The sequence below is a fragment of the Leeuwenhoekiella blandensis MED217 genome, assembly GCF_000152985.1.
In the GTDB taxonomy this organism is placed as follows: domain Bacteria; phylum Bacteroidota; class Bacteroidia; order Flavobacteriales; family Flavobacteriaceae; genus Leeuwenhoekiella; species Leeuwenhoekiella blandensis.
On sequence record NZ_CH672395.1, the window covers coordinates 1,406,209 to 1,428,418 of the forward strand.

Sequence of the window (22,210 nt, forward strand, 5' to 3'; positions counted from 1 at the left end):
CAATCAGTTTATTATTGATAGCAATTTTTTAATCTAAAAATCTGGATTTAAGTTCTGGAGTAGGAAGCATACAACTTTCCTTTTTTCCAAACCACTTGTAGCGATGGGCAGCGATAAAGTCATAGACGGCATTTCTAATAAAATTAGGAATGATCATAAATCCATAAAGCAGCGGATAAGCATTATTCAAATCTTTAGCGATGCGCAAAGCCGCTGAAGATTTCACCGAAACTTTATTCTTATCGATTAGAACTATCGAGTCGGTTTCTTTTGGGTTTATGTTGTGTTTAGCTAGAAGTCGCTTTCCGGTTTCCCCTTGAAGTGCTGCAAACTTGAATTTTGCTTTAGGATCGTGCTTGATGATAAAATTTATTGCACCGTTGCATAAGTTGCAAACTCCGTCAAACAGAATGATTTTCTCTTGCATAGCTACAGCTCTTTTTCGGCACCGGTAGAGGGTTTAATAACTCTCGGTATATTATTTAGTCTTCGGTCTTTTTACAAATTCAAGCGTTTCAACATCTACTTGCGTGGTGAACATACCATAATCTACGGTGGCTTTTCCTTTTTCTATTTTGTCGATACTTCCTACAGCTCTTCCGTCAGGCAGGCGTACTTGATCACCAACTTGTAAAGTAATCTTTGGTTTTTCTTTTTCAACCTGAATTTCTTTCTGCTTTTCTTCTTTTTTCTTTTGACGAATTACTTCAACCTTCTTTTCTGCTTCTTGTTTTACGCGACGCTCTTTTGCTTTTTGAGCCCGCTTTTGCTTTGCATTCTGTTTACGTCTCTTAGAATTTTCGATTTGAACGACTTTATACAGCTCATCTAGAAGCAGCTTTTTGTTCTTATTGGTAAAGAATTTATCGCTAAGGTCGTCAAGTTTTTGACCCAGATAGATCAAACGTTGATTGCTGTCGTAAAGCTCTTGATAGCTTTCTAATTTCTCCTGAATGCGCGCATTAGTTTTATTCAACTCCTGCTGTTGCTTGGCTGCTTCTTGCTCTTTAGTTTTTAAAGAAGTAGTGGTTTTGGCCAGCTTACTGCGCTCTTTTTGCAGGTTGGCGATACTCTTATCAAAACGTATTTTACCGCGTTCTACTTTCTTTTTAGAACGGTTAATCAGCGAATATGGAATCCCATTTTTCTGTGCGACTTCAAAAGTAAAGGAGCTCCCTGCTTCACCTACATATAATTTATAGAGTGGCTCAAGCGTGCGCGAATCAAAAAGCATATTGGCATTGGTGATCGCTTCAGTCTCATTGGCCATCATCTTCAAATTGGCATAATGCGTGGTGATGATTCCGTAGCTGTTGCGCTCGTAAAATACTTCAAGAAAAGTTTCAGCTAAAGCACCTCCCAATTCCGGATCACTACCGGTACCAAATTCATCGATGAGAAATAAGGTTTTGTCGTCACATTTCCGCAAGAAATAATTCATATTCTTGAGGCGGTAACTATACGTACTCAAGTGATTTTCTATACTTTGATTGTCGCCAATATCGGTAAGAATTTTATCAAAAAGACAAAAGCGCGAGTATTCGTGCACAGGAACCAGAAGTCCACTTTGCAGCATTACTTGAAGTAATCCCACGGTCTTAAGCGTGATACTTTTTCCACCGGCATTTGGACCACTTATGACAATGATGCGATTGTTCTCGTCAAGTTTTATATCCTGCGGATAGGTTTTCTCACCGCGTTTTCTATTGTTGAGTAAAAGTAGCGGGTGATAAGCTTCTTTGATCTCGAGTTCACGATTCTTAGTGATCTTAGGCAAAACAGCATCCAGTTTCTTGGCGTATTTCGCCTTCGCAGCGATGACATCAATGGTGCTTAGTAGTTTTTGATAGTCTTTTAATAACGGACCAAAAGGGCGCACAAAATTGGTGAGTGCTTTGAGAATGCGTTTGACCTCTTCTTGCTCGTCATACAAGAGATTGTTGAGTTCGCGTTGATGCGTCTGTGTAGCTTCAGGCTGAATGTAAACGATACTTCCGGTTTTTGAATTCCCAAGAATCGAACCTTTTACTTTACGCCTGTGCATCGCCGACACTGCCAAAACCCGAACATTGTCTACTATAGATTCCCGTATTTCATCTAAATACCCAAAAGAAGCATAACGCGATAGCGCCGAAGCAAAGCTGCTGTTGATCTTTGCTTTTACTTCATTAATGGCTCTTCTGGTTTGAAGCAGTACAGGAGAAGCATCGTCTTTAATTTCACCAAAACGATCTACAATGGTGTTGATCTCGTCGGTAAGTTCGGTTGTATATTCAGTATCCCGTACCGTTTGATGCAATACCGGGAAGGTCTCTTGAAATTTTCTAAAATAGCGTAAATGCGTATTAACCGTTTCCGAAAGGCTTCCTATTTTTCTAAAACTACCTACTTCAAGCACCGTATCTTCGATCCCCAACATTTTGAGTTCGTGATCAAGCGCATCAAAACCGTGATTAGGAATAGGCGTTTCGTGCGTATCAGAATTGATGTATTCTTGTGTTTGATCAAGCACAAAAAGCGTCTTTCTATAATTGCGCTGCGGTGCCAGCTTTAAGGCTTTGACCTTTCCCATATCGGTGATGCACAGTTCACTCAATTGTGCACATACGGTATGGAACTCTAAATCTGAAAGTGTTTTAGGATGAATTTTTATCATAGCATGCCAGTACGGCTGTATCCCTTTATTTAATTGCTTAATTTATTTGGAACTCAATCTTAAAAGTTGCCAAGACCAAAGATGTCACTAGCTTTTTTTGAAGAATCAAATTATATAATAAGAATTCTATTTTGGTCCTAGTAATGCTTTACCGATTTTTACCTAAGCAAATTTAAGATATTCATGAACGTTGACATACATCCCAGCTGGAAAGCTGTTTTAGCCGAAGAATTTGAAAAAGCCTATTTTAAAGATTTGGTGCGTTTCGTAAAAACGGAATACACGCAGCACACCTGTTACCCTAAAGGCGCCGATATTTTTAAGGCATTTGATCTTTGCAGTTTTGATGAGGTTAAGGTCGTTATTTTAGGACAAGATCCCTATCACGGACCGGGACAAGCCCACGGTCTTTGTTTTTCGGTACCGCAAGGGGTTGCAGCACCACCTTCATTGATTAATATTTTTAAAGAAATAGAAAGCGATCTCAATATAGCCGCACCAAATAATGGAAATTTAGAACGCTGGGCTTCTCAAGGTGTGCTTTTGCTTAATGCAACGCTAACGGTTAGAGCAGGTCAAGCGGGATCACATCAAGGAAAAGGCTGGGAACAATTTACTGATCGTGTGATTGAATTGATTTCGCAACATAAAGAAAATGTGGTGTTTTTACTTTGGGGCGGCTTTGCAAAAAAGAAAGCATCTAAAGTAGACGGTACAAAGCATCATATATTAACCAGCGGTCATCCTTCTCCGCTAAGTGCCAATCGCGGCTATTGGTTTGGCAACAGGCATTTTAGTAAAACCAACGCTTTGATCGAAAAATCAAATCAGAGACCAATAATATGGTAAGCGTTTAAAATAAATAAAGCAGCTCTCGCGAGCTGCTTTATTTATCTGTTGGATTTGAGGTCAAATCTAAGAAGCTTTATTCAATGCTAAAGGCTCGCTTAAATTCTTGTGTTTAGGGGTTACACGTTTTTGTGGTTTTTTAGCCACAGGTCCTCCTGCTACACTAAATTTGAATAACAAAACATTAATGATAAGCAAGGCACCCAAAATAATAGAAAATGTAACCATAGTTCAAAAATTTTGATTGCTTAATTAATTCAGGGGTAAAATTGTACATTTTTTTCTAGTTAACACTAAAAAAAATGGTAAAACTTTCTTTAAATCTGAGTTAAGTATAGCTGATTATCAGACTTTTTGTCGATCATATTCAACTTTTCGAGATAATTTAGAGCCAATTCTAATTCCTTTTTATCGAGACTTTTTTGAGACCAAGAAGTGATCGAAAGCCATTTTTTGATGTCCTCCAAATTTTGCTCGTACCGTTCAGAAAGTGCGTGTTCAATATGCTCAAGCGATTTGAAGATTTTGGTTTTGGCATTGAGTACACTAAGGAATAGCTCCAATGATTTTTGATCTTTTTCAATAGCCTTATCTGATGCTGCGATGACAAAACTTGACCATGGAGTAGGGAAATCTCCTACGCGTCTAAAAATTCCTTTATCGACTAAAGGTTTTGTGGTGAAGTGTTCCCACATGAAATAATCGGCTTCTCTTTCTGTTAAAGCTTCAATAGCAGTAGTGATGTTGTTGACGACTACGCATTCAATTTTTGAAGTATCCCAGCCTAATTCGTTGGCCTGAACATAAGCCATAACGTGACTTCCTGAACCATATCTGCTTATTGCCGGTCGCTTGTCTTCTAGATCTGCTATGCTTTGAAAATTACTTTTTGCAGCTACGTGAATTCCCCAACGTAGCGGACTTGATACATAATTCTGAATGATTTTAGACGGGTTACCGTTGGCGATATCTTTGATAATTCCTTCGGTGAGAATGATCGCAACATCAATTTCATCATTACGCAAAGCCGAATTCATCGCACCGGTACCTCCCGGAAATTCAACCCATTCTACGTGAATTCCTTTTTCGGCAAAAAGTCCTTCTTCAATACATAAATGAATAGGAAGATTAAAATGTTCTGGTACACCGCCAACTCGTAGTGTGGTCATGTTAATTGTTTTTTAGTTTGAGGTAATCGTAAATTTCGTACTGAGAGCGAATGCGCTTATCGCCGGTTTTTTGCTTGACGTAGGCATTGGTCTCTTCTGCATCTTGTATCCGCGCTTTAACATTATCAGCTAACTGTAAAACAAGAATGTCTTTGAGTTCTGCAAAGAGATCAGAATCATAGATTGGAGTAAGTACTTCAATTCTTCGATCAAGATTACGGGTCATCCAGTCTGCAGAGCCTATATACATTTGTTCATCACCACCATTATGAAAAAGATAAATACGTCCATGTTCCAGGTAGCGGTCTACAATTGAAGTCATGTAAATGTTCTCGCTCAATCCTTCAACTCCCGGAATTAAGCACGTAAAGCCGCGCACGATCAACCGGATCTTTACACCAGCCTGACTTGCTTTGTACAACAACTGAATCATATCTGGATCTTCTAGACTATTCATTTTTGCGGTGATCTGCGCTTTCTTCCCCGCCTGAGCAGCTTCAATTTCGTTATGAATGAGTTTTTCAAAAATCCTACGCGTGGTAAATGGCGAAATGAGTAGATGCTTGTTACGAGGAATAATGAGTTCACCTTCAAGCACTCTAAAAACACGTCCCAATTCTTTAGTGATTTTTTTATGTGCTGTGAATATTCCGTGATCACAGTAAATTTTTGAAGTTTCACCATTAAAGTTTCCGGTTCCGATATAAGCATAACGCACAGCTTTATCTTGTTCTTGGCGAATGATCATCAAAATCTTAGAATGCACCTTTATGCGCGGGTAACTGTAGATCACGCGTGCACCACGTTCTTCAAATTTTCGTCCCCAGGTAATGTTGTTTTCTTCATCAAAGCGCGCTTTGGCCTCAATAAATATGGTGACTTTTTTTCCGTTGTCTATTGCTTTTAAAAGGGCGGTGGTGAGCACCGACTCGTCGGCTACGCGATATAACGAAATTTTGATATGAGTAACAGCAGCATCTTCAGCAGCCTGTTCTACAAAACGCTCTACATAGTTAAAGCTCATGAACGGAAAATGAACGAGTTGGTCTTTCTCTGCGATGGCTTTGAAAAAATCTTTGGCTTTATCCAGCGTGCGATGCTTTATAAAGGGTTTTGAGGTGTAATGCAGTTTAGGATTATTGGTAAGGTCTGGGAATTTGAAAAAGTCGTTGAAATTATGATACCTTCCTCCTGGCATCATATCAATTTTACCCAAATTCAATAATTTACGCAGGCGCTTTGCCACCGGTTTAGGCATTGCGGCATCATAGAGCAGTCGCGTGGGTTGTCCTTCCTGACGCTGTTCTAAAGATTTATAAATACGTTCGGCTAAAATTCCACCGAGCTCATCATCGATATAAAGTTCTGCATCGCGTGAAAGCTTTATCTCATAGACGCCATCAACAGTGCTGGAATTAAAAATATTGTCAATCTCGTAACGTATGATGTCATCTAAAAAGGTAATATGATAGGTGTCGCTTACTTTTCCTAGGTCTACAAAGCGATTATTTGAATCTGTAGGGATTTTAACAAATCCTAGTTTTTTTGAATCGGAAAACGTAACGCAAAGATAAAGACTTTGATTTTCAAGAAAAATCTCTTTGTCTTTGGAAGGATCTATCAGTTTTGTTTCTAATTCATTTTTAATATGTGCGACAAACCAAATATTGGCCAGCTGTGCTTGAATATTGGTAAACTTTTCTGAAGGAACAAGCACAATATTATTCTCGGCAAGTTCCGGAAGGATTTCTTCATTATAAATTTTACCAAAGGCTTCTTGTTGTTCTTTTACTATGGCAAGTATTTGCTTAACCGTTTTGTTAGGCTTGAGTGCAAGTTTTTTTCTAATGCTCTTTTCAACGCGTTTCATTTGCCGCAACTGACTTACGCGCACTCTAAAATATTCATCAAGATTAGAAGAATAAATGGCTAAAAATTTCATACGCTCAAAGAGCGGATTGTTTTCTTTGTCCTGAGCTTCTTGTAAAACACGAGCATTAAAACTAAGCCAGTTTAAATCTCTGTGAATTAAATTATCAGCCAAATCGGTTTCCATATTTTGAAAGATTTTGTTCAAAAATACGAAAGGCTTTAACGGTCTGAATTAAGCTTTTGTTAAAAGAAAATCACAAGCAGGCGATGCGCGCCAGAGCTGTTGTGATCATATGGTTTACGGTAGCTGCAGGATCTTTACTAAATATCCCTGTCGCCCTGTTGGCAAGAATGGCATTTATAGAAAGTGCTCGGTGACCCAAAAGTTTGCATAAGCCATAAATTCCTGAAGTTTCCATCTCAAGATTGGTGATACGCGTACCTTTAAAATTAAAACTTTCTAGCTTATCATTGAGTTTAGGATCTTCGGTTTTTAAGCGTAATTGACGCCCTTGTGGGCCATAAAAACCAATGTTTGTTGCCGTCACTCCAGAGAAGAATTCTTCCGAATCAAAATGATTAAAAAGCGTTTTACTTGCCGAAACACAATATGGAGTACTTTTTTCTGTATTCCACGAAGTATGATTTACGAAGGCCTGCTCAAACGCTTTATCGCGAATGGCATCACTTTGATAAAAATGTAGCAATGCATCAAATCCCAAAGCTCGTTCAGTGAGTAAAATGCGATCAACCGGTATATCTTTTTGAATCGAACCGCTTGTGCCTAATCTGATGATGTTCAGTTCTTTAAGGTCTTTTTTAAGCGTGCGTGTTTTGAAATCGATATTGGCCAGCGCATCGAGTTCGTTCAACACAATATCGATATTGTCGGTGCCAATTCCTGTAGAAATCACTGTAATACGTTTGCCTTGATATACACCGGTAGTCGTTTTAAACTCTCGTTTCTGTACCGAAAATTCGATGGAATCAAAATGCTTGGTCACTTGTTCAACACGATCGGGATCGCCAACGGTGATGACAGTGTCTGCTAGTTGATGGGGGAGTAGGTGAAGGTGATAAATACTACCATCTTCATTCAAAATTAATTCTGAAGGGGCCAGCGTCATTCTAGCTGTATTTTAAAAGTTCGTGACTCGCGGGATTGTAAAGAAATGCGTATTTGTGCGTTCCGCCGTAGGCTAAATCGTCTTTAAGCGTATCATAAAAATTGGTCTCGCCTTCAAGTACTTTTTTCCCTTTGGTATTGAGAACCAGCTGCCCGTCTTGCATTCTGAAAAAAGGTTTTAAAGCCTTGATCATACGTTCAATTTGCAGGTCTCCATAACCGTAATATCCTTGATGCTTGAGTACAAAACCACAAAGTTGTCGTTTTGAATGAATATCGTGCAGATCTATGAGTTTGAGAATATTGGTTTCTAGGGTGTTCAATCCGGTATTTTTATTAGGGAAGCGTTCTATATGCGCTCTAATGCAACTAGAAAGATATTTGAAGTTTGAACTCTTTTTGATTTCCGCTTTAAGTTCAACCGGTTTTTCATCACAGTACAATTGCCAGATGTGATGAGCAATTTTTAGGTCTTCAGGTGCGAGTTTTATTTTCTTGTCATAATGTGTGAAAAGCTGCTCATCGGTCAATTCAGAAAGGCCTTTGAGTTGCGCTTGTCCTTTTACCCAACCGCTACACACAATATAGATAGGCATTTCATTTTTATGCTGAATCAAATAGCTTATGGCTGCAAGCATATTGATGTGGCAGAATAGATCAAACTCGAACCACAGGATTATTTCATCATAATCATTAATAGCATTCAATTTGTTCAACTGACTCACAAATTGTTGCTCATAATCTTTTTCTGAAACTTTATAGGTTTCTTTCAAGAATTTTTTGCGCGCTTCAATAAATTGTTGAGAACCAACTTCTTCAATAGTTGGACCTTCACAAAGCATTTCACGCCAAATGACGAGATCTCCGGCCAAATCTAACGTGTTTAACCGGTCTGTGAGACTGTCACCGTTGGTGATATGCAATGTGTTTTTTGCCATGATATTGAAAATCTAAATTAACCTCCTACACGTTTAACTTTAAAACCTTTGTCTTTTAAAAACGACATTATCTTATCGCGGTAATCTCCTTGAATGATTATTTTTTCTTTCTTAAAGCTTCCGCCCACACCCAGCATTTTTTTTAATTCTTTAGACAGAATTTTAAAATCTGAATCTGCACCGGTATAACCTTCGATGATGGTGATGGGTTTTCCTTTACGCTTTTCATACTTACATAAAAGCGGATCTTCTTGCATCCAGATTCCTAAGTCATTTGCATCTTCTTCCTGCTGCTCTGGCTCAGGCTCGTGATCTGGAAATAAATTTTTGAGCTGGTCTTGTAAGTCCATTTCAATTATTTTTTTATCAAGCCTATTTCAACAAGACGTTGGTGTAAAAATTCTCCTGCAGTGATATCAGGATAGGCTTTAGGATGAGATTCATCAATACATTTTTCTAAGCAGTTAAGCGGCATCTCACTACGCGGATGCATAAAAAACGGAATAGAATAACGCGGGGTGTCCCATTGCTCCTTTGGAGGATTGGCCACGCGGTGAACCGTAGATCTTAATTTATTATTTGTATGGCGCTCAAGCATATCACCTACGTTGATCACCAGTTCGTCTTCATTGGGGATGGCATCAATCCACTCGCCGTCTTTTCTCAAAACTTGTAATCCGCCGGCAGAGGCACCCATTAAAAGCGTGATCAGGTTGATGTCGCCATGTGCTCCGGCGCGTACTGCACCTTTAGGTTCTTCGGTAATTGGAGGGTAATGAATAGGTCTCAAAATGCTGTTTCCGTTTCTAGCCCATTTGTCAAAATAAAACTCGTCAAGACCGATGTAAAGCGCTAAAGCACGCAACACATAAATTCCGGTTTTTTCAAGCATTTTATAGGCTTCCATTCCAGTTTTGTTGAAGTTTTCAAGTTCTTGTACTTCAACATTCTCGGGATATTCTTCAATTAAGTTGGCATCTTCATCGGGTTCTTGACCAAAGTGCCAAAACTCTTTTAAGTCGCCTTCTTTTTTACCTTTAGCGTGTTCTTTTCCAAAAGAAATGTAACCGCGCTGCCCACCTAATCCTTCAATTTCGTACTGCTGTTTGGTTGTTTCCGGAAGATCAAAAAAAGCTTTGACTTCGTTGTATAAATCCGCTACAAGCGCATCGTCTAAGAAGTGATTTTTCAAGGAAACAAATCCTATTTCTTCGTAGGCTTTACCAATTTCGTCAACAAATTTTTGTTTTCTGTCCGGGTCCTCACTTAAAAAGTCTGCGAGATTAACACTAGGTATATTATTCATAATTTAGAGGTACATTCAAATTTTGCAATACGTAAAGATATTAAATATTTGTGGCTCCAATTTTTAAACTATCCTTAAAATATAAGTCTTTAATTATCATTTGAATAGAAGTTGAAATTGTGCCTGATTTTAGGGGATAGATTTCTGTTTTTTCTAAAAGCAGTTGATTCAAATAAAAATTCAGTTACTTTTCAATGTAATTACACCCCGTAATTTTTACGTTATGAATACCGATGAAAACCTTCAGCTTGCTTTTCAAAATAATTCGCTTTCTCACGAAACTCTATTGAGCTTGTATCAGGAGCTGCTAAAGCCAAGACGGATAGAAGAAAAAATGTTGATTCTTTTGCGTCAGGGAAAAATCTCAAAATGGTTTAGCGGCATTGGTCAGGAAGCCATTGCGGTTGGAGTAACCATGGCTTTAGAAACTGATGAATACATCTTACCGATGCACAGAAATTTGGGTGTTTTTACCACAAGAAAAGTGCCTTTGCATCGCCTGTTTAGTCAGTGGCAAGGCAAAGCGAATGGGTTTACTAAAGGACGCGATCGCAGTTTTCATTTTGGTACGCAGGACTATAAAATTGTTGGAATGATTTCGCACTTGGGTCCACAGCTTGGAGTTGCAGATGGGATAGCGCTGGCGCATAAATTACGTCACGAAAAAAAGATCACGGCAGTTTTTACCGGAGAAGGAGGTACGAGCGAAGGCGATTTTCACGAGGCGCTTAATGTAGCTTCGGTTTGGGATCTGCCGGTTTTATTCTGTATTGAAAATAACGGCTACGGACTTTCAACACCAACTTCAGAACAGTATCGCTGCGCGCATTTGGCAGATAGAGCAAAAGGATACGGAATGGAAAGTCATATCATAGACGGCAATAATATTGTAGAAGTGTATCAAGCACTTTCCAAGATCGCTGAATCCATGCGCGAAAATCCGAGACCTGTTTTGGTAGAGTTTAAAACCTTTAGAATGCGTGGCCATGAGGAAGCTAGTGGCGTTAAATATGTTCCTGAAGAGTTGATGCAATTTTGGGCGGAGAAAGATCCTGTGAGCAATTTTGAGAAATATCTTATTCATCAGGGGATTTTGACCGAAGCACAAAAACTGGAAATTAACGAAACAATACAGAATGAAATTGAATATGCGTTAAGCTTAGTTAATGAGGAAGCTGCAATCGAGGCCAACCTTGATAATGAACTGAACGATGTTTTTGCTCCTTCTGATCACTTAGAGGTTAAACCCGATGGCGCTTTGCAACGCGTTAGATTTATAGACGCGATACAAAATAGTCTAAAGCAAAGTTTTGAGCGCAATGCGCGCATTATCCTTATGGGACAAGACATTGCAGAATATGGCGGAGTGTTTAAAATCACTGAGGGTTTTGTAGAGCACTTTGGTAAAGAACGCATCAGGAATACGCCCATTTGTGAGTCGGCAATTGTCGAGACCGCCATGGGCCTGGCCATAAATGGGTATAAAGCTGTAGTCGAAATGCAATTTGCAGACTTTGTAAGCAGCGGTTTTAATCCAATCGTTAATTATCTAGCCAAATCTTTTTACCGCTGGGGTCAGCCGGCAGATGTGGTCATTCGTATGCCTTGCGGAGCCGGAGTAGGAGCGGGACCCTTTCACAGTCAAACTAATGAAGCTTGGTTTACACATACTGCCGGTCTTAAAGTCATATATCCTGCTTTTCCTTACGATGCAAAAGGCTTGCTCGCAGCGGCGATTGAAGATCAAAACCCGGTATTGTTTTTTGAACATAAAGCCCTGTATAGAACCATCACAGAGGAAATTCCTGCAGCCTATTATACCTTACCTCTAGGAAAAGCTTCGGTGGTGCGTGAAGGTTCAAATATTACTCTTATCACCTATGGCGCACCGGTGCATTGGGCGCTAGAGGTTTTGAATGCGAATACGACTTGGTCTGTAGAACTTATCGATTTACGAAGTTTGATTCCGCTAGATTATGAAACGATCAAAACTTCGGTACAAAAAACAGGCAAGGTTTTATTACTTACTGAAGATGTGAATTTTGGTAGTATTACCGCAGACATTTCAGCCTACATCGCCGAAGAATGTTTTACGTATCTCGACGCTCCAATAAAAAGACTTTCAAGCTTAGATACACCAATTCCTTTTGCTCAGGATCTTGAAAATCAGTACTTGGCAAAACAGAAAATAGCACAGGCACTTCAGGATTTGTTGGCTTATTAATGTTAAAATTTTATCGAAATCTAAACTGGTCGCTTTTTACCTTAACGCATTTTAACAGCACTGAGTTAAACACTATTAATTCTAAAAATTTCATTTCTACTTCTCAATATTTTTGAAGCATTACTAACCAATAAATTTTACAATTATGTTGAAGTGGACAGTTATATTTATCATTATCGCGATCGTAGCAGCAATCTTTGGATTCGGAGGAATCGCATCAGGAGCAGAAAGTATTGCTAAAATACTTTTCTTCATCTTTATCGTATTATTCTTGATCAGCTTACTTTCGAGATTATTTAGATAAATAGAACTTTAATCAATTTTTAATTTATGAAACGGATTATCACAGTACTGCTTTTGAGCGTGTTTATGGTTTCTTGCGGAGGAAGCAACCAAGTTGTAAAACAGTCAAGAAAAACGCTTAAAGGATATTGGAATTTAGATAATATCAATTATAACAATGCACCCGGAGTTTATGATGTGACGCTTTTTGGCGATGCTTCTTCAGAGTGTATGGTAGGAAGCACGTGGAGGTTTATACCTAATAATAATTTTGGTAATTATGAGATTACCGATGGAAGCTGTGCTTTAGGAAAACGCTATTTTGTTTGGAGTATTCCTGCTCAGGAAAGCGCTACCAGTTATGATATTTTGCTAAAACCGACTGATGAGAAGATGAATTCTACTATGAATAATGCCGGTTTCCGATTGAATATCAATTACCTTTCTGAAAATGAACTCACGTTCACTCAAACGGTACAAGTTGACGGGAAGCCTTTTACTATAGTGATGAATTTTTCTAAAATTTCAGAATAATTTTAACCAAATAGATGTGCTTTTGAGTTTGGTTCTTTAACTAAATTCAAGAGCATATTTCAATTTTAATAAAACAAACTATGAAAACTATACTTAGAAATGTTTCAATGTTTGCCATTGCGATCTCGATGCTTACGGGTTGTGAGGCGACAAAAAATGCAAATAACCAGCAAAAAGGTACTGTAATCGGTGCTGCCGGAGGTGCGATTTTAGGTGCCGTGATAGGTAATAATGTAGGTAAGAAAGGAGATGGTGGTGAGCTTGGTGCCGTAATAGGTGGTGTTGTAGGTGGTGCTGCAGGTAATGTGATTGGTAAAAAGATGGACAAGCAAGCACAGCGTATTGAGGAAGAAATTCCTGGAGCTGAAGTTGAGCGTGTAGATGACGGTATTGTAGTAAACTTTGATGAAAACAGTGGTGTGTATTTCGCTACAAATAAATACAATATTAATAGCGCTTCTCAAGAAACATTAAATGGTCTTTCTAGAGTGATGCAAGAATATCCACAAACCAATGTGTTGGTCGTAGGTCATACAGACAGCACAGGTTCTGCAGATTATAATATGACGCTTTCTAAAAATCGTGCGCAAGCCGTGACCAATTATTTGGTAAGCCAAGGTATTGCTTCAGGAAGATTTACAACGCAGTGGTATGGTGAAGAACAACCTAAGTATACCAATGAAACTGCAGAAGGTCGTTCTAAAAACCGTCGTGTAACTTTAGCGATCGTTCCTAACCAAGAGATGGTAAATGAAGCTAAGCAAGAGGCTGGCGAAAATTAATAGAACACGTTTAAGACTCCTATTTTAGGATGATTAATTGAGAGAACTCCTTGCATAATTTGTAAGGAGTTTTTTTATGCATATTATGGGTGCCGCTAAAAAGTATAACAGCTTGAGGTTTGACTAAGGATGGTTTATTTAGTAATTTGATCAAGTTTGAAAAGGTCGTTAAACATAGCTGTCATCGGAGCAGGACTTGCAGGTCTTACTGCCGCAATTCACCTGAGAAAAGAAGGTTTTCAGGTGATGCTTTTTGAGAAGGAAGAGTACCCTAAACACAAAGTATGCGGAGAATATCTCTCTAACGAAATTCTACCCTACTGGAAGCATTTAGGAATTGATCCTTTAAAATGGGGCGCGGTTGCTATCGATCAATTAGAATTGTCTGCTGTAAACGGAAAATCGCTCAACATTAAACTGCCGTTGGGAGGTTTTGGGATCAGTCGGTTTAAACTTGATCACCATCTTTTAGAATACGCGCTTAGTTTAGGTTGTACCTTGATCTCTCAGACGGTTAGGGATATTCATTTTGCTGAAAATACCTTTAGCATTTCAACAAAAGAACATCAGGATTTTGAAGCAGATTTGGTGATAGGCGCATTTGGAAAACGTTCTAATATAGACTTTAAGTTAGACCGAAAGTTCACAGCAAGTAAGAACGACTGGTTAGCCGTAAAAGCACATTTTGCAGCAGAAATTCCTTCAGATCAAGTAAGTCTGCATAATTTTAAAGGAGGTTACTGCGGAATTTCAATGGTGGAAGAGCGCAAAGTAAATGTTTGCTATCTAACCCGTACCGAAGCGTTTAAGCCCTTCAAAAATAACGAAACGTTTCAGCAACAGGTGCTTTGTGAGAATCCCAATTTGAATGACTTCTTTGCACACGCTCAACCACTTTTTGACCAACCTATCAGTATCAGTCAGATCGCATTTCAATCAAAACCGAGCGTAGAAAATCATATGTTGATGTGTGGCGACAGCGCCGGACTCATTCATCCCTTATGTGGTAATGGGATGGCGATGGCGGTGATTTCGGCTAAATTAGCTTCAGAATGTATTTCTGGAAGTGCGCGTCAGGATTGGTCGCGTACTGAACTTGAGCAACGTTACGATAAACTCTGGAAGCAAACGTTTACAAATCGCTTGCGTGCCGGAAACCTGTTGCAGCGCGCATTGCAAAATGATGCGCTTACATCAACAGGAATACAGGTTCTAAAATACGTTCCAATAGTGACACAAAAACTTATTCAAACAACCCACGGAAAACCTTTGAAGATTTGAAATATAGAAAGCTTACTCCGGAGTTGATGGATGACCCCAACGTAGATGAGGTTACTTTGCAAGCTGCATTGGCCGAGGTTACCCGCGTCAATAAATACTTGGGCGGACAGCAAGTGACGCTAGAGGGTTTGCGCTATTTTTTTGATCGGTTTTTACAAAAAAGCTACACCATTCTCGATGTAGGATGCGGTGACGGAGCAATGTTGCGCAGTATCGCCATTTTTGCCAGACAACGCTCTATTTCTGTAACATTGATAGGAATCGATATCAATCCAAAAAGTATTGCTTTAGCACAAGAGCGTTCAAAAGATTTTCCGGAGTTGTCGTTTCAAGTTCAGGATGTTTTTAAGCTAAAAGACACTCATCAGGAGATCGATATAATCACTTCGACTTTAACAATGCATCATTTCACCGATGCTGAAATTATTAAGTTTCTAACACAGTTTTTAAAACTGGCAAACTTAGGAGTGGTGATCAATGATTTGCAGCGCAGCAAGATCGCATATCGATTGTTTCAGGCGTATAGTAGCCTATTTATGAGAAGTGCAATGGCGCGGTACGATGGTTTAATTTCTATTGAACGCGCTTTTACAAAAAACGATTTGTTATCTTTTACATCAAAACTCGGGGTACAGTCGTTTAATATAAAATGGCGCTGGGCGTTCAGATATTTATGGATATTAGAAAATCAAAAGTAGCAATCGCAGGTGTAGCCAAAGCTGTCCCAAAATACAGTCGCGAAACCCAAGAAATTCTTCCGTTGGTGACCCAATGGATGGCAGGGCAGGAAGAGCGTTTTCAACGTAAAGTGAAAAAGATTTTCAGCAATGCCGGGGTAGATAAGCGGTATAGTATTATGGCTCCTGATGAAGTGTTTACTGCAACTTCTTTTGAGCATAAAAACAACATTTACAAACGTGAGGCAATCAAACTTGGAGAAGATGCCTTGCGCACAGCGCTTGAAAAAATAGGTTGGGAGGCGCAATCGCTAGATTATATCATCACCGTGAGTTGCACAGGAATTATGATTCCGTCGCTTGATGCCTATCTCATTAACCGCTTAAATCTAAAACAAGACATTACCCGATTACCGGTCACCGAAATGGGCTGTGCTGCAGGAATTTCTGGGATCTTGTATGCCAATGATTTTCTTAAAGCCAATCCCGGTAAACGCGCTGCTGTTATCGCGGTCGAGAGCCCAACGGCGACCTTTCAGCTAGATGATTTTTCGATGGCCAATATTGTGAGTGCAGCGATTTTTGGTGATGGTGCAGCCTGCGTGTTGCTTTCATCAGAAGAACAGGTGTTAGGACCAAAAATCATCGATACCGAAATGTATCATTTTTACGATGCCGAACAGATGATGGGATTTGACTTGACCAACAATGGACTCAAAATGATTCTTGATAAATCGGTTCCGGAAACCATAGCGGCGCACTTTCCACAGATCATTAATCCGTTTCTCTCAAAGAATAACATCAATATCGCAGACGTCAATAATCTGGTGTTTCATCCCGGCGGAAAGAAGATCGTTCAGACGGTTGAAAGTTTGTTTGGCGCTTCAGGAAAAAATATAGACGATACCAAAGAAGTTCTTCGCCTTTATGGCAATATGAGCAGTGTAACGGTGTTGTATGTTTTAGAACGTTTTTTAAATCGAAAAATTCCTGCTGAAGATTATGGATTGATGCTTAGTTTTGGTCCCGGTTTTTCAGCACAACGTATATTAGTACAATGGTAGCATCTTTTGAATTTAATACCGAAGACACGGCTAACAGCTGGGCGTTGATCTTGGGTGGAAGCAGTGGTTTAGGTTTTGCTTCGGCAAAAAAACTTGCAGCTAAAGGTTTGCATATTTGCATTGTGCATCGCACGCGCAGAAGCAAACTCGAGGAATTTAATCATACCATTGAAGCCTTGCGTAAAACAGGAATTGATATCGAAACTTTTAATCTCGATGCGCTCAACCCGGCAACTATTGATAAGGTGAAAGATTTCTTTACAGAGCGGAATGCTTCAGTAAAAGTGTTGTTGCATAGCATCGCTAAAGGAAACCTCAAACCTATTTATGCAGAGGACGCTTCCGTAGCGAAACTTTCCGGTAAGGATTTTATACTTACTACCGAAGCGATGGCGGTGAGTTTATACGACTGGGCGAGTGCATTTGCAAACTCGGGATTATTTGAAGAAAACGGGAAAATCCTAACCTTTACAAGCGAGGGAAGCACAAAACCTTTACCCAATTACGCAGCAGTTTCCGCAGCAAAAGCGGCTTTAGAAGCTATAATACGGAGTTTAGCCTTTGAATTGGCACCACTAAAAATAACCGCTAATTGTATTCAAGCAGGAGTAACCAATACTGAAAGTTTACAATTAATACCGGGAAGTGATCAGCTCATTGCGCAAGCATTGGAGCGCAATCCGCAAAGGCGATTGACTACTCCGGAGGATGTTGCTAATGTGGTGTACTTACTAACCAAACCCGAAGCCAATTGGATCAATGGAGCAGTGATTCCTGTGGATGGCGGGGAGCATTTAAGATAATTAAGAAAACAAAATATAAGAATGAAAATAGATTTGCGTAGCGATACGATCACAAAGCCCACTCCGGGAATGTTAGATGCGATGATGCATGCCGAAGTAGGAGATGATGTTTACAAAGAAGATCCCAGCGTTAATAAATTAGAAGTGCATATTGCCGAATTATTTGGGATGGACTCGGCGCTGTATTTCCCAACCGGTTCAATGACCAATCAGGCGGCGATAAAAATTCATACCCAACCCGGCGAGCAACTTATCGCAGATAAATATGCGCACGTGTACAATTATGAAGGAGGCGGAGTATCGTTTAATAGCGGAGTTTCTTGTAAACTGATAGACGGACATCGTGGGATGATCACAGCAGATCAGGTTGAAGAACATATCAATCCGCCAGATTTTTATCACAGCCCGTTAACATCTCTTGTTTGTCTTGAAAATACCACGAATAAAGGCGGTGGAGCTTGCTATGACTTTAGAGAAATCCTAAAGATTAGAAAGGTTTGTGACGATAATGGTTTAGGCTTTCATCTTGACGGTGCACGTCTTTGGAATGCACTTGTGGTGACCGACGAATCTCCTAAAGATTACGGGGCTGCTTTTGATACGATTTCGGTGTGCTTGTCTAAAGGTTTAGGAGCACCAATGGGATCTGTTTTGGTAGGTAAACAAAAGTTTATGGATAAGGCGATGCGTGTACGTAAAGTTTTAGGAGGCGGTATGCGTCAAGTAGGTTTTGCCGCTGCTGCGGGGCTTTACGGTATTGAGCATCATTGGCAACGTATGGCAGATGATCACAAGCGCGCTCAAGAACTTTCGATTGCTTTAAATCAGCATCCTGATGTAGCACACGTGGAGCCGGTAGAAACCAATATTCTGATTTTCAATCTACGCCCAGATGCAGATGAATTGCAATTTATAGAACGTCTAAAAGCCGAAGATATTCACATAAGTGCTTTGGGTAAAGGCAAACTTCGCATCGTTACGCATTATGACTATACCGAAGCAATGCATCAGCATTTTTTGGCATTTTTAAAAAATGCTTAAGACTGGGAGTGTAGTAGGCAGATTTGTAATCTGCTATTTTTCAGTATAAATATGGGATTTTGATTGACGAAATCAGGCTCAAGTACTTTTAAATTATCAATTTTTTAAAAATAGGCTGTATTGAACTAGTTTTTTAAGCTTCTCGCTTGATTTACTTTGGTGAATGCTATCTTAGTAAGAAGTTAACCCAATTTGCGCGTTGAGCGCCAAGCATAATAAAACCAGTTCTTTATGGCCTTAAAAGTAGCGATCTCTCATAAGACGAAATACAAATATGACAAACGTATTTCCCTGTCGCCACACATTTTTAGACTACGTCCTGCGCCACACAGTAGAACGCCTATTGAGGCATATTCGCTCAAAATAAAGCCGGAAAATCATTTTTTCAACTGGCAGCAAGATCCTTTTGGGAATTACCTTGCGCGCGTGGTTTTTCCTGAAAAAACAGACGAACTATCAATTGATGTTGAAATTATAGCCGACCTTAAAACGATCAATCCGTTTGATTTTTTTGTAGAAGATTCGGTGGAAGAATTTCCGTTTAAATATAAAGATTCCCTTAAAAAAGAATTACTTCCTTACCTAGAAATAACAGACGACGGCCCGCTACTCAAGAAGTTTTTAAAAACTATTGATGTTTCAGAGCAGCTCACGATTTACTTTTTAATCGGTCTTAATCGCCACATCAATGAGTACCTCAATTATACCGTGCGTATGGAACCCGGCGTACAATCTTGTGAAGAAACGCTGGAGAAAAAATTAGGTTCTTGTCGTGATTTTGCCTGGTTATTGGTACAAAGTTTACGGCATTTAGGATTGGCAGCACGCTTTGTTTCGGGCTATTTGGTGCAGTTAAAATCTGATGAAAAATCTCTAGATGGTCCATCTGGTCCTGAAGAAGATTTCACCGATTTACACGCTTGGGCAGAAGTCTATATTCCCGGAGCCGGCTGGATTGGTTTGGATTCCACTTCAGGTTTATTGGCTGGGGAAGGACATATTCCGTTAGCCTGTACGCCTTCTTTTGAAAGCGCTGCGCCTGTTGTTGGTTTTTCTGATCCTGCGGAAACGGAGTTTGAATTTGATAATTCGGTTACCCGAATATTCGAATCTCCGCGAGTTACCAAGCCCTATACAGAAGCACAATGGAACGCAATTTATGAGCTAGGGTTTGAGGTTGAAAAAGAATTGCAAGCAGGCGATGTGCGCCTTACGATGGGAGGGGAGCCGACTTTCGTTTCTATAGATGATATGGAATCAGACCAGTGGAATACTGCTGCAGACGGTCCTGAAAAGCGAAAACTTTCTGAAGGACTTTCTAAACGCTTGCTGCATAAATTTGGTCAGGGTGGAATGTTTCACCACGCACAAGGAAAATGGTATCCCGGCGAGCCTATTCCACGTTGGTCTATAGGTTTACATTGGCGTAAAGACGGCATTCCTATCTGGAAAGACGAGTCGCTTATGGCTTCTTTCAATGAGGAATATGATTTGCCGGAAGGAGTCACAAAGACTTTTCTGCAAGAATTGGCGCTTAATCTTGGGATCCGTTTAGAGTACATTACTCCCGCCTATGAAGATGTATTTTATTTTATGTGGGAAGAGGGGAGACTTCCAGTAGATGTTGATCCCTTAAAAGGCGATGATGTAGCGACTTCTGTGCGCAATCGCCTCAATAAAGTTTTAGAACAAGGATTGGATAAGAAAATCGGTCACGTGATGCCGTTGGCCAATATTCAAGGAAAATGGGTTACGAGTCCGTGGCGTTTCCGTAGAAATCATCTTTTTCTCATTCCGGGGAATTCACCGGTAGGTTTGCGTTTACCGCTTAATTCGTTGATCGAAGAACCCGATGTACCCACACAGCCCATTGCAGATCCTGATCTTTTTGACAAACGGAAGCCTTTTGGCCCATACGGTGAAGCTTTAGAAAAACGTAAAGCCGCTGAAAAACCTAAAAAGAAAAACGGGAAAGTTGATCATAATGCAGATAAGAAAGAAAAGAATCCGTTTGCACGCACCGCGATTTGTGCTGAAGTTCGGGATAAAAAACTTTATTTATTTCTTCCGCCTTTAGACAATGCCGAAACTTTTATTGACTTAATGGCTTCTGTGGAAGCTGCAGCAAAAAAGCTCAATGTTCCTGTATTGATCGAAGGTTATGAGCCGCCACGAGATAATCGTCTTGAGGTGTTGAAGGTAACGCCAGATCCCGGAGTTATTGAAGTGAATGTACATCCGGCGAAGAACTGGGACGAACTTACTAAAAATACGCTCACGTTGTATGAAGAGGCTAAAAAGAGCCGTTTGGGTACCGAAAAATTTATGCTCGACGGAAAACACACCGGCACCGGTGGTGGAAACCACGTGACCTTAGGCGGTGTCACTCCGGCTGATAGTCCGTTGTTGCGCCGACCAGATTTGTTGCGCAGCTTGCTTACGTTTTGGCAACATCACCCCGGACTTTCCTATTTATTTTCCGGGGGATTTATCGGTTCAACGAGTCAGGCGCCACGAGTTGATGAAGGTCGTCAGGAAAATTTATACGAACTGGAAATCGCATTCAATCAAATTCCGGAGGATGAAGATGTACCGTTTTGGTTGACCGATCGATTATTCAGGCATTTACTTACTGATATTACCGGAAACACGCATCGCGCAGAGTTCTGTATCGATAAATTATATTCGCCAGATTCGTCTTCCGGAAGATTAGGAATTCTTGAATTACGCGCGTTTGATATGCCACCACACGCACAAATGAGTTTAATGCAAATGTTGCTCGTGCGCACACTGGTTTCCTGGTTTTGGAATGAACCTTACAAACATAAACTTACCCGTTGGGGCACACAGTTGCACGATAAATTCCTGATGGAGCATTATGTGCGAGAAGATATTAAGGACATTGTTGAGCAGCTTAATGCGGCAGGATATCCATTCAAATTAGATTGGTTTGATCCGTTTTTTGAATTCCGTTTTCCTCTGTATGGTTTAGTTGATATCAAAGATATGCAGGTAGAATTGCGTGCCGCGATAGAACCTTGGAATGTACTGGGAGAAGAAATGACCGGTGGCGGGACTTCGCGCTACGTAGACTCATCTCTAGAACGTGTTCAGATCAAAGTTTCAAACTTTAATGATGAGCGCTATGTGTTGACCTGCAACGGCGTGAAAGTACAATTAAGCAATACCGGTGTCAAAGGAGAATATGTTGCCGGTGTACGTTATAAAGCTTGGCAACCGTGGTCTGCTTTGCACCCTACAATTCCTGTAGATACACCATTGGTTTTTGATATTGTTGATTTGTGGAATCAGCGCTCTATTGGAGGTTGTACGTATTTTGTATCACACCCGGGTGGACGCAATTATGAGACATATCCTATAAACAGCTTAGAAGCAGAATCTAGAAGAATCAATCGTTTTTGGGATATTGGTCATACGCAAGGCAATTTGGTTTATACTGAAAAAGAGCCCGATACCAAGCTTGCAGGCCGAACTTTAAAATCAACTTCTTCAGAAAAAACATTTAATTTTAAAGAAATTCCTGTAAATCCAGAATTCCCACATTTACTAGATTTGCGAAAGAAATAATTATTTACAACCCTGAAT

General features: G+C 40.0%; 20 protein-coding genes. 11 read left to right on the forward strand and 9 right to left on the reverse strand.

Going from position 1 to position 22,210, the window contains the following annotated elements:
• Positions 1-28 precede the first annotated feature (28 nt).
• Together MED217_RS06105 and MED217_RS06110 are read right to left on the reverse strand one after the other, a co-directional pair.
• Entirely contained in the window at positions 29-427 is a 399-nt protein-coding gene (locus MED217_RS06105; RefSeq protein WP_009779615.1) for a thiol-disulfide oxidoreductase DCC family protein, read from the reverse strand.
• A gap of 51 nt (positions 428-478) precedes the next feature.
• Positions 479-2,656 (reverse strand): endonuclease MutS2, encoded by a 2,178-nt coding sequence (locus MED217_RS06110; protein WP_009779616.1) that lies wholly within the window; start codon positions 2,654-2,656, stop codon positions 479-481.
• Between the two features lie 183 nt (positions 2,657-2,839).
• Between MED217_RS06110 and MED217_RS06115 the strand changes: the two genes are divergently transcribed.
• Complete coding sequence (locus tag MED217_RS06115; RefSeq protein ID WP_009779617.1) at positions 2,840-3,505, forward strand: uracil-DNA glycosylase; 666 nt, start codon at positions 2,840-2,842, stop codon at positions 3,503-3,505.
• A gap of 66 nt (positions 3,506-3,571) precedes the next feature.
• On the opposite strand, the gene MED217_RS18990 is transcribed toward MED217_RS06115, so the two are convergent.
• The 7 genes from MED217_RS18990 to MED217_RS06145 all read right to left on the reverse strand — a co-directional run bounded on the left by MED217_RS18990 (position 3,572) and on the right by MED217_RS06145 (position 9,916).
• On the reverse strand, positions 3,572-3,733 hold the full coding sequence (locus MED217_RS18990) for a hypothetical protein (protein WP_009779618.1): 162 nt from the start codon (positions 3,731-3,733) through the stop codon (positions 3,572-3,574).
• An 89-nt stretch (positions 3,734-3,822) separates the two neighbouring features.
• Complete coding sequence (locus MED217_RS06120; protein ID WP_009779619.1) at positions 3,823-4,674, reverse strand: substrate-binding domain-containing protein; 852 nt, start codon at positions 4,672-4,674, stop codon at positions 3,823-3,825.
• 1 nt (position 4,675) lies between these two features.
• Positions 4,676-6,730, reverse strand: coding sequence for a polyphosphate kinase 1 (gene ppk1 / locus MED217_RS06125; protein WP_009779620.1), 2,055 nt, complete (start codon positions 6,728-6,730; stop codon positions 4,676-4,678).
• Between the two features lie 70 nt (positions 6,731-6,800).
• A complete protein-coding gene (locus tag MED217_RS06130) occupies positions 6,801-7,673 on the reverse strand; it encodes a nucleoside phosphorylase (protein WP_009779621.1) in 873 nt (290 codons plus the stop codon).
• A gap of 1 nt (position 7,674) precedes the next feature.
• Positions 7,675-8,610: a DUF1835 domain-containing protein gene (locus MED217_RS06135; RefSeq protein WP_009779622.1), complete on the reverse strand. Its 936-nt coding sequence runs from the start codon at positions 8,608-8,610 to the stop codon at positions 7,675-7,677.
• A 17-nt stretch (positions 8,611-8,627) separates the two neighbouring features.
• Entirely contained in the window at positions 8,628-8,960 is a 333-nt protein-coding gene (locus MED217_RS06140; protein ID WP_009779623.1) for a translation initiation factor, read from the reverse strand.
• Positions 8,961-8,965: 5 nt separating this feature from the next.
• Positions 8,966-9,916, reverse strand: coding sequence for an isopenicillin N synthase family dioxygenase (locus MED217_RS06145; RefSeq protein ID WP_009779624.1), 951 nt, complete (start codon positions 9,914-9,916; stop codon positions 8,966-8,968).
• A 223-nt stretch (positions 9,917-10,139) separates the two neighbouring features.
• Between MED217_RS06145 and MED217_RS06150 the strand changes: the two genes are divergently transcribed.
• The 10 genes from MED217_RS06150 to MED217_RS06190 all read left to right on the forward strand — a co-directional run bounded on the left by MED217_RS06150 (position 10,140) and on the right by MED217_RS06190 (position 22,192).
• Positions 10,140-12,140, forward strand: coding sequence for an alpha-ketoacid dehydrogenase subunit alpha/beta (locus tag MED217_RS06150; RefSeq protein WP_009779625.1), 2,001 nt, complete (start codon positions 10,140-10,142; stop codon positions 12,138-12,140).
• Positions 12,141-12,285: 145 nt separating this feature from the next.
• Complete coding sequence (locus MED217_RS18730; RefSeq protein ID WP_072984756.1) at positions 12,286-12,444, forward strand: DUF1328 domain-containing protein; 159 nt, start codon at positions 12,286-12,288, stop codon at positions 12,442-12,444.
• 26 nt (positions 12,445-12,470) lie between these two features.
• On the forward strand, positions 12,471-12,956 hold the full coding sequence (locus MED217_RS06155) for a lipocalin family protein (protein WP_009779628.1): 486 nt from the start codon (positions 12,471-12,473) through the stop codon (positions 12,954-12,956).
• 80 nt (positions 12,957-13,036) lie between these two features.
• Positions 13,037-13,738, forward strand: coding sequence for a YiaD family glycine zipper/OmpA-like lipoprotein (locus MED217_RS06160; protein WP_040532624.1), 702 nt, complete (start codon positions 13,037-13,039; stop codon positions 13,736-13,738).
• Positions 13,739-13,894: 156 nt separating this feature from the next.
• The gene (locus MED217_RS06165) at positions 13,895-15,019 is read left to right on the forward strand and encodes an NAD(P)/FAD-dependent oxidoreductase (protein ID WP_009779630.1); all 1,125 of its coding nucleotides are present in this window, start codon (positions 13,895-13,897) and stop codon (positions 15,017-15,019) included.
• Positions 15,016-15,717 (forward strand): methyltransferase domain-containing protein, encoded by a 702-nt coding sequence (locus MED217_RS06170; protein ID WP_009779631.1) that lies wholly within the window; start codon positions 15,016-15,018, stop codon positions 15,715-15,717. The genes MED217_RS06165 and MED217_RS06170 overlap by 4 nt, the downstream gene beginning before the upstream one ends.
• Positions 15,693-16,760, forward strand: coding sequence for a type III polyketide synthase (locus tag MED217_RS06175; RefSeq protein ID WP_009779632.1), 1,068 nt, complete (start codon positions 15,693-15,695; stop codon positions 16,758-16,760). The genes MED217_RS06170 and MED217_RS06175 overlap by 25 nt, the downstream gene beginning before the upstream one ends.
• Positions 16,754-17,563 carry an SDR family oxidoreductase gene (locus MED217_RS06180; RefSeq protein ID WP_009779633.1) on the forward strand — a complete coding sequence of 270 codons (810 nt, stop codon included), beginning with the start codon at positions 16,754-16,756 and terminating at the stop codon, positions 17,561-17,563. Before MED217_RS06175 ends, MED217_RS06180 begins: the two co-directional genes overlap by 7 nt.
• 21 nt (positions 17,564-17,584) lie before the next feature.
• Positions 17,585-18,604, forward strand: a complete 1,020-nt coding sequence (locus MED217_RS06185) for a threonine aldolase family protein (protein ID WP_009779634.1) — start codon at positions 17,585-17,587, stop codon at positions 18,602-18,604.
• Between the two features lie 231 nt (positions 18,605-18,835).
• Positions 18,836-22,192, forward strand: a complete 3,357-nt coding sequence (locus MED217_RS06190; RefSeq protein ID WP_009779635.1) for a transglutaminase family protein — start codon at positions 18,836-18,838, stop codon at positions 22,190-22,192.
• Positions 22,193-22,210 lie beyond the last annotated feature (18 nt).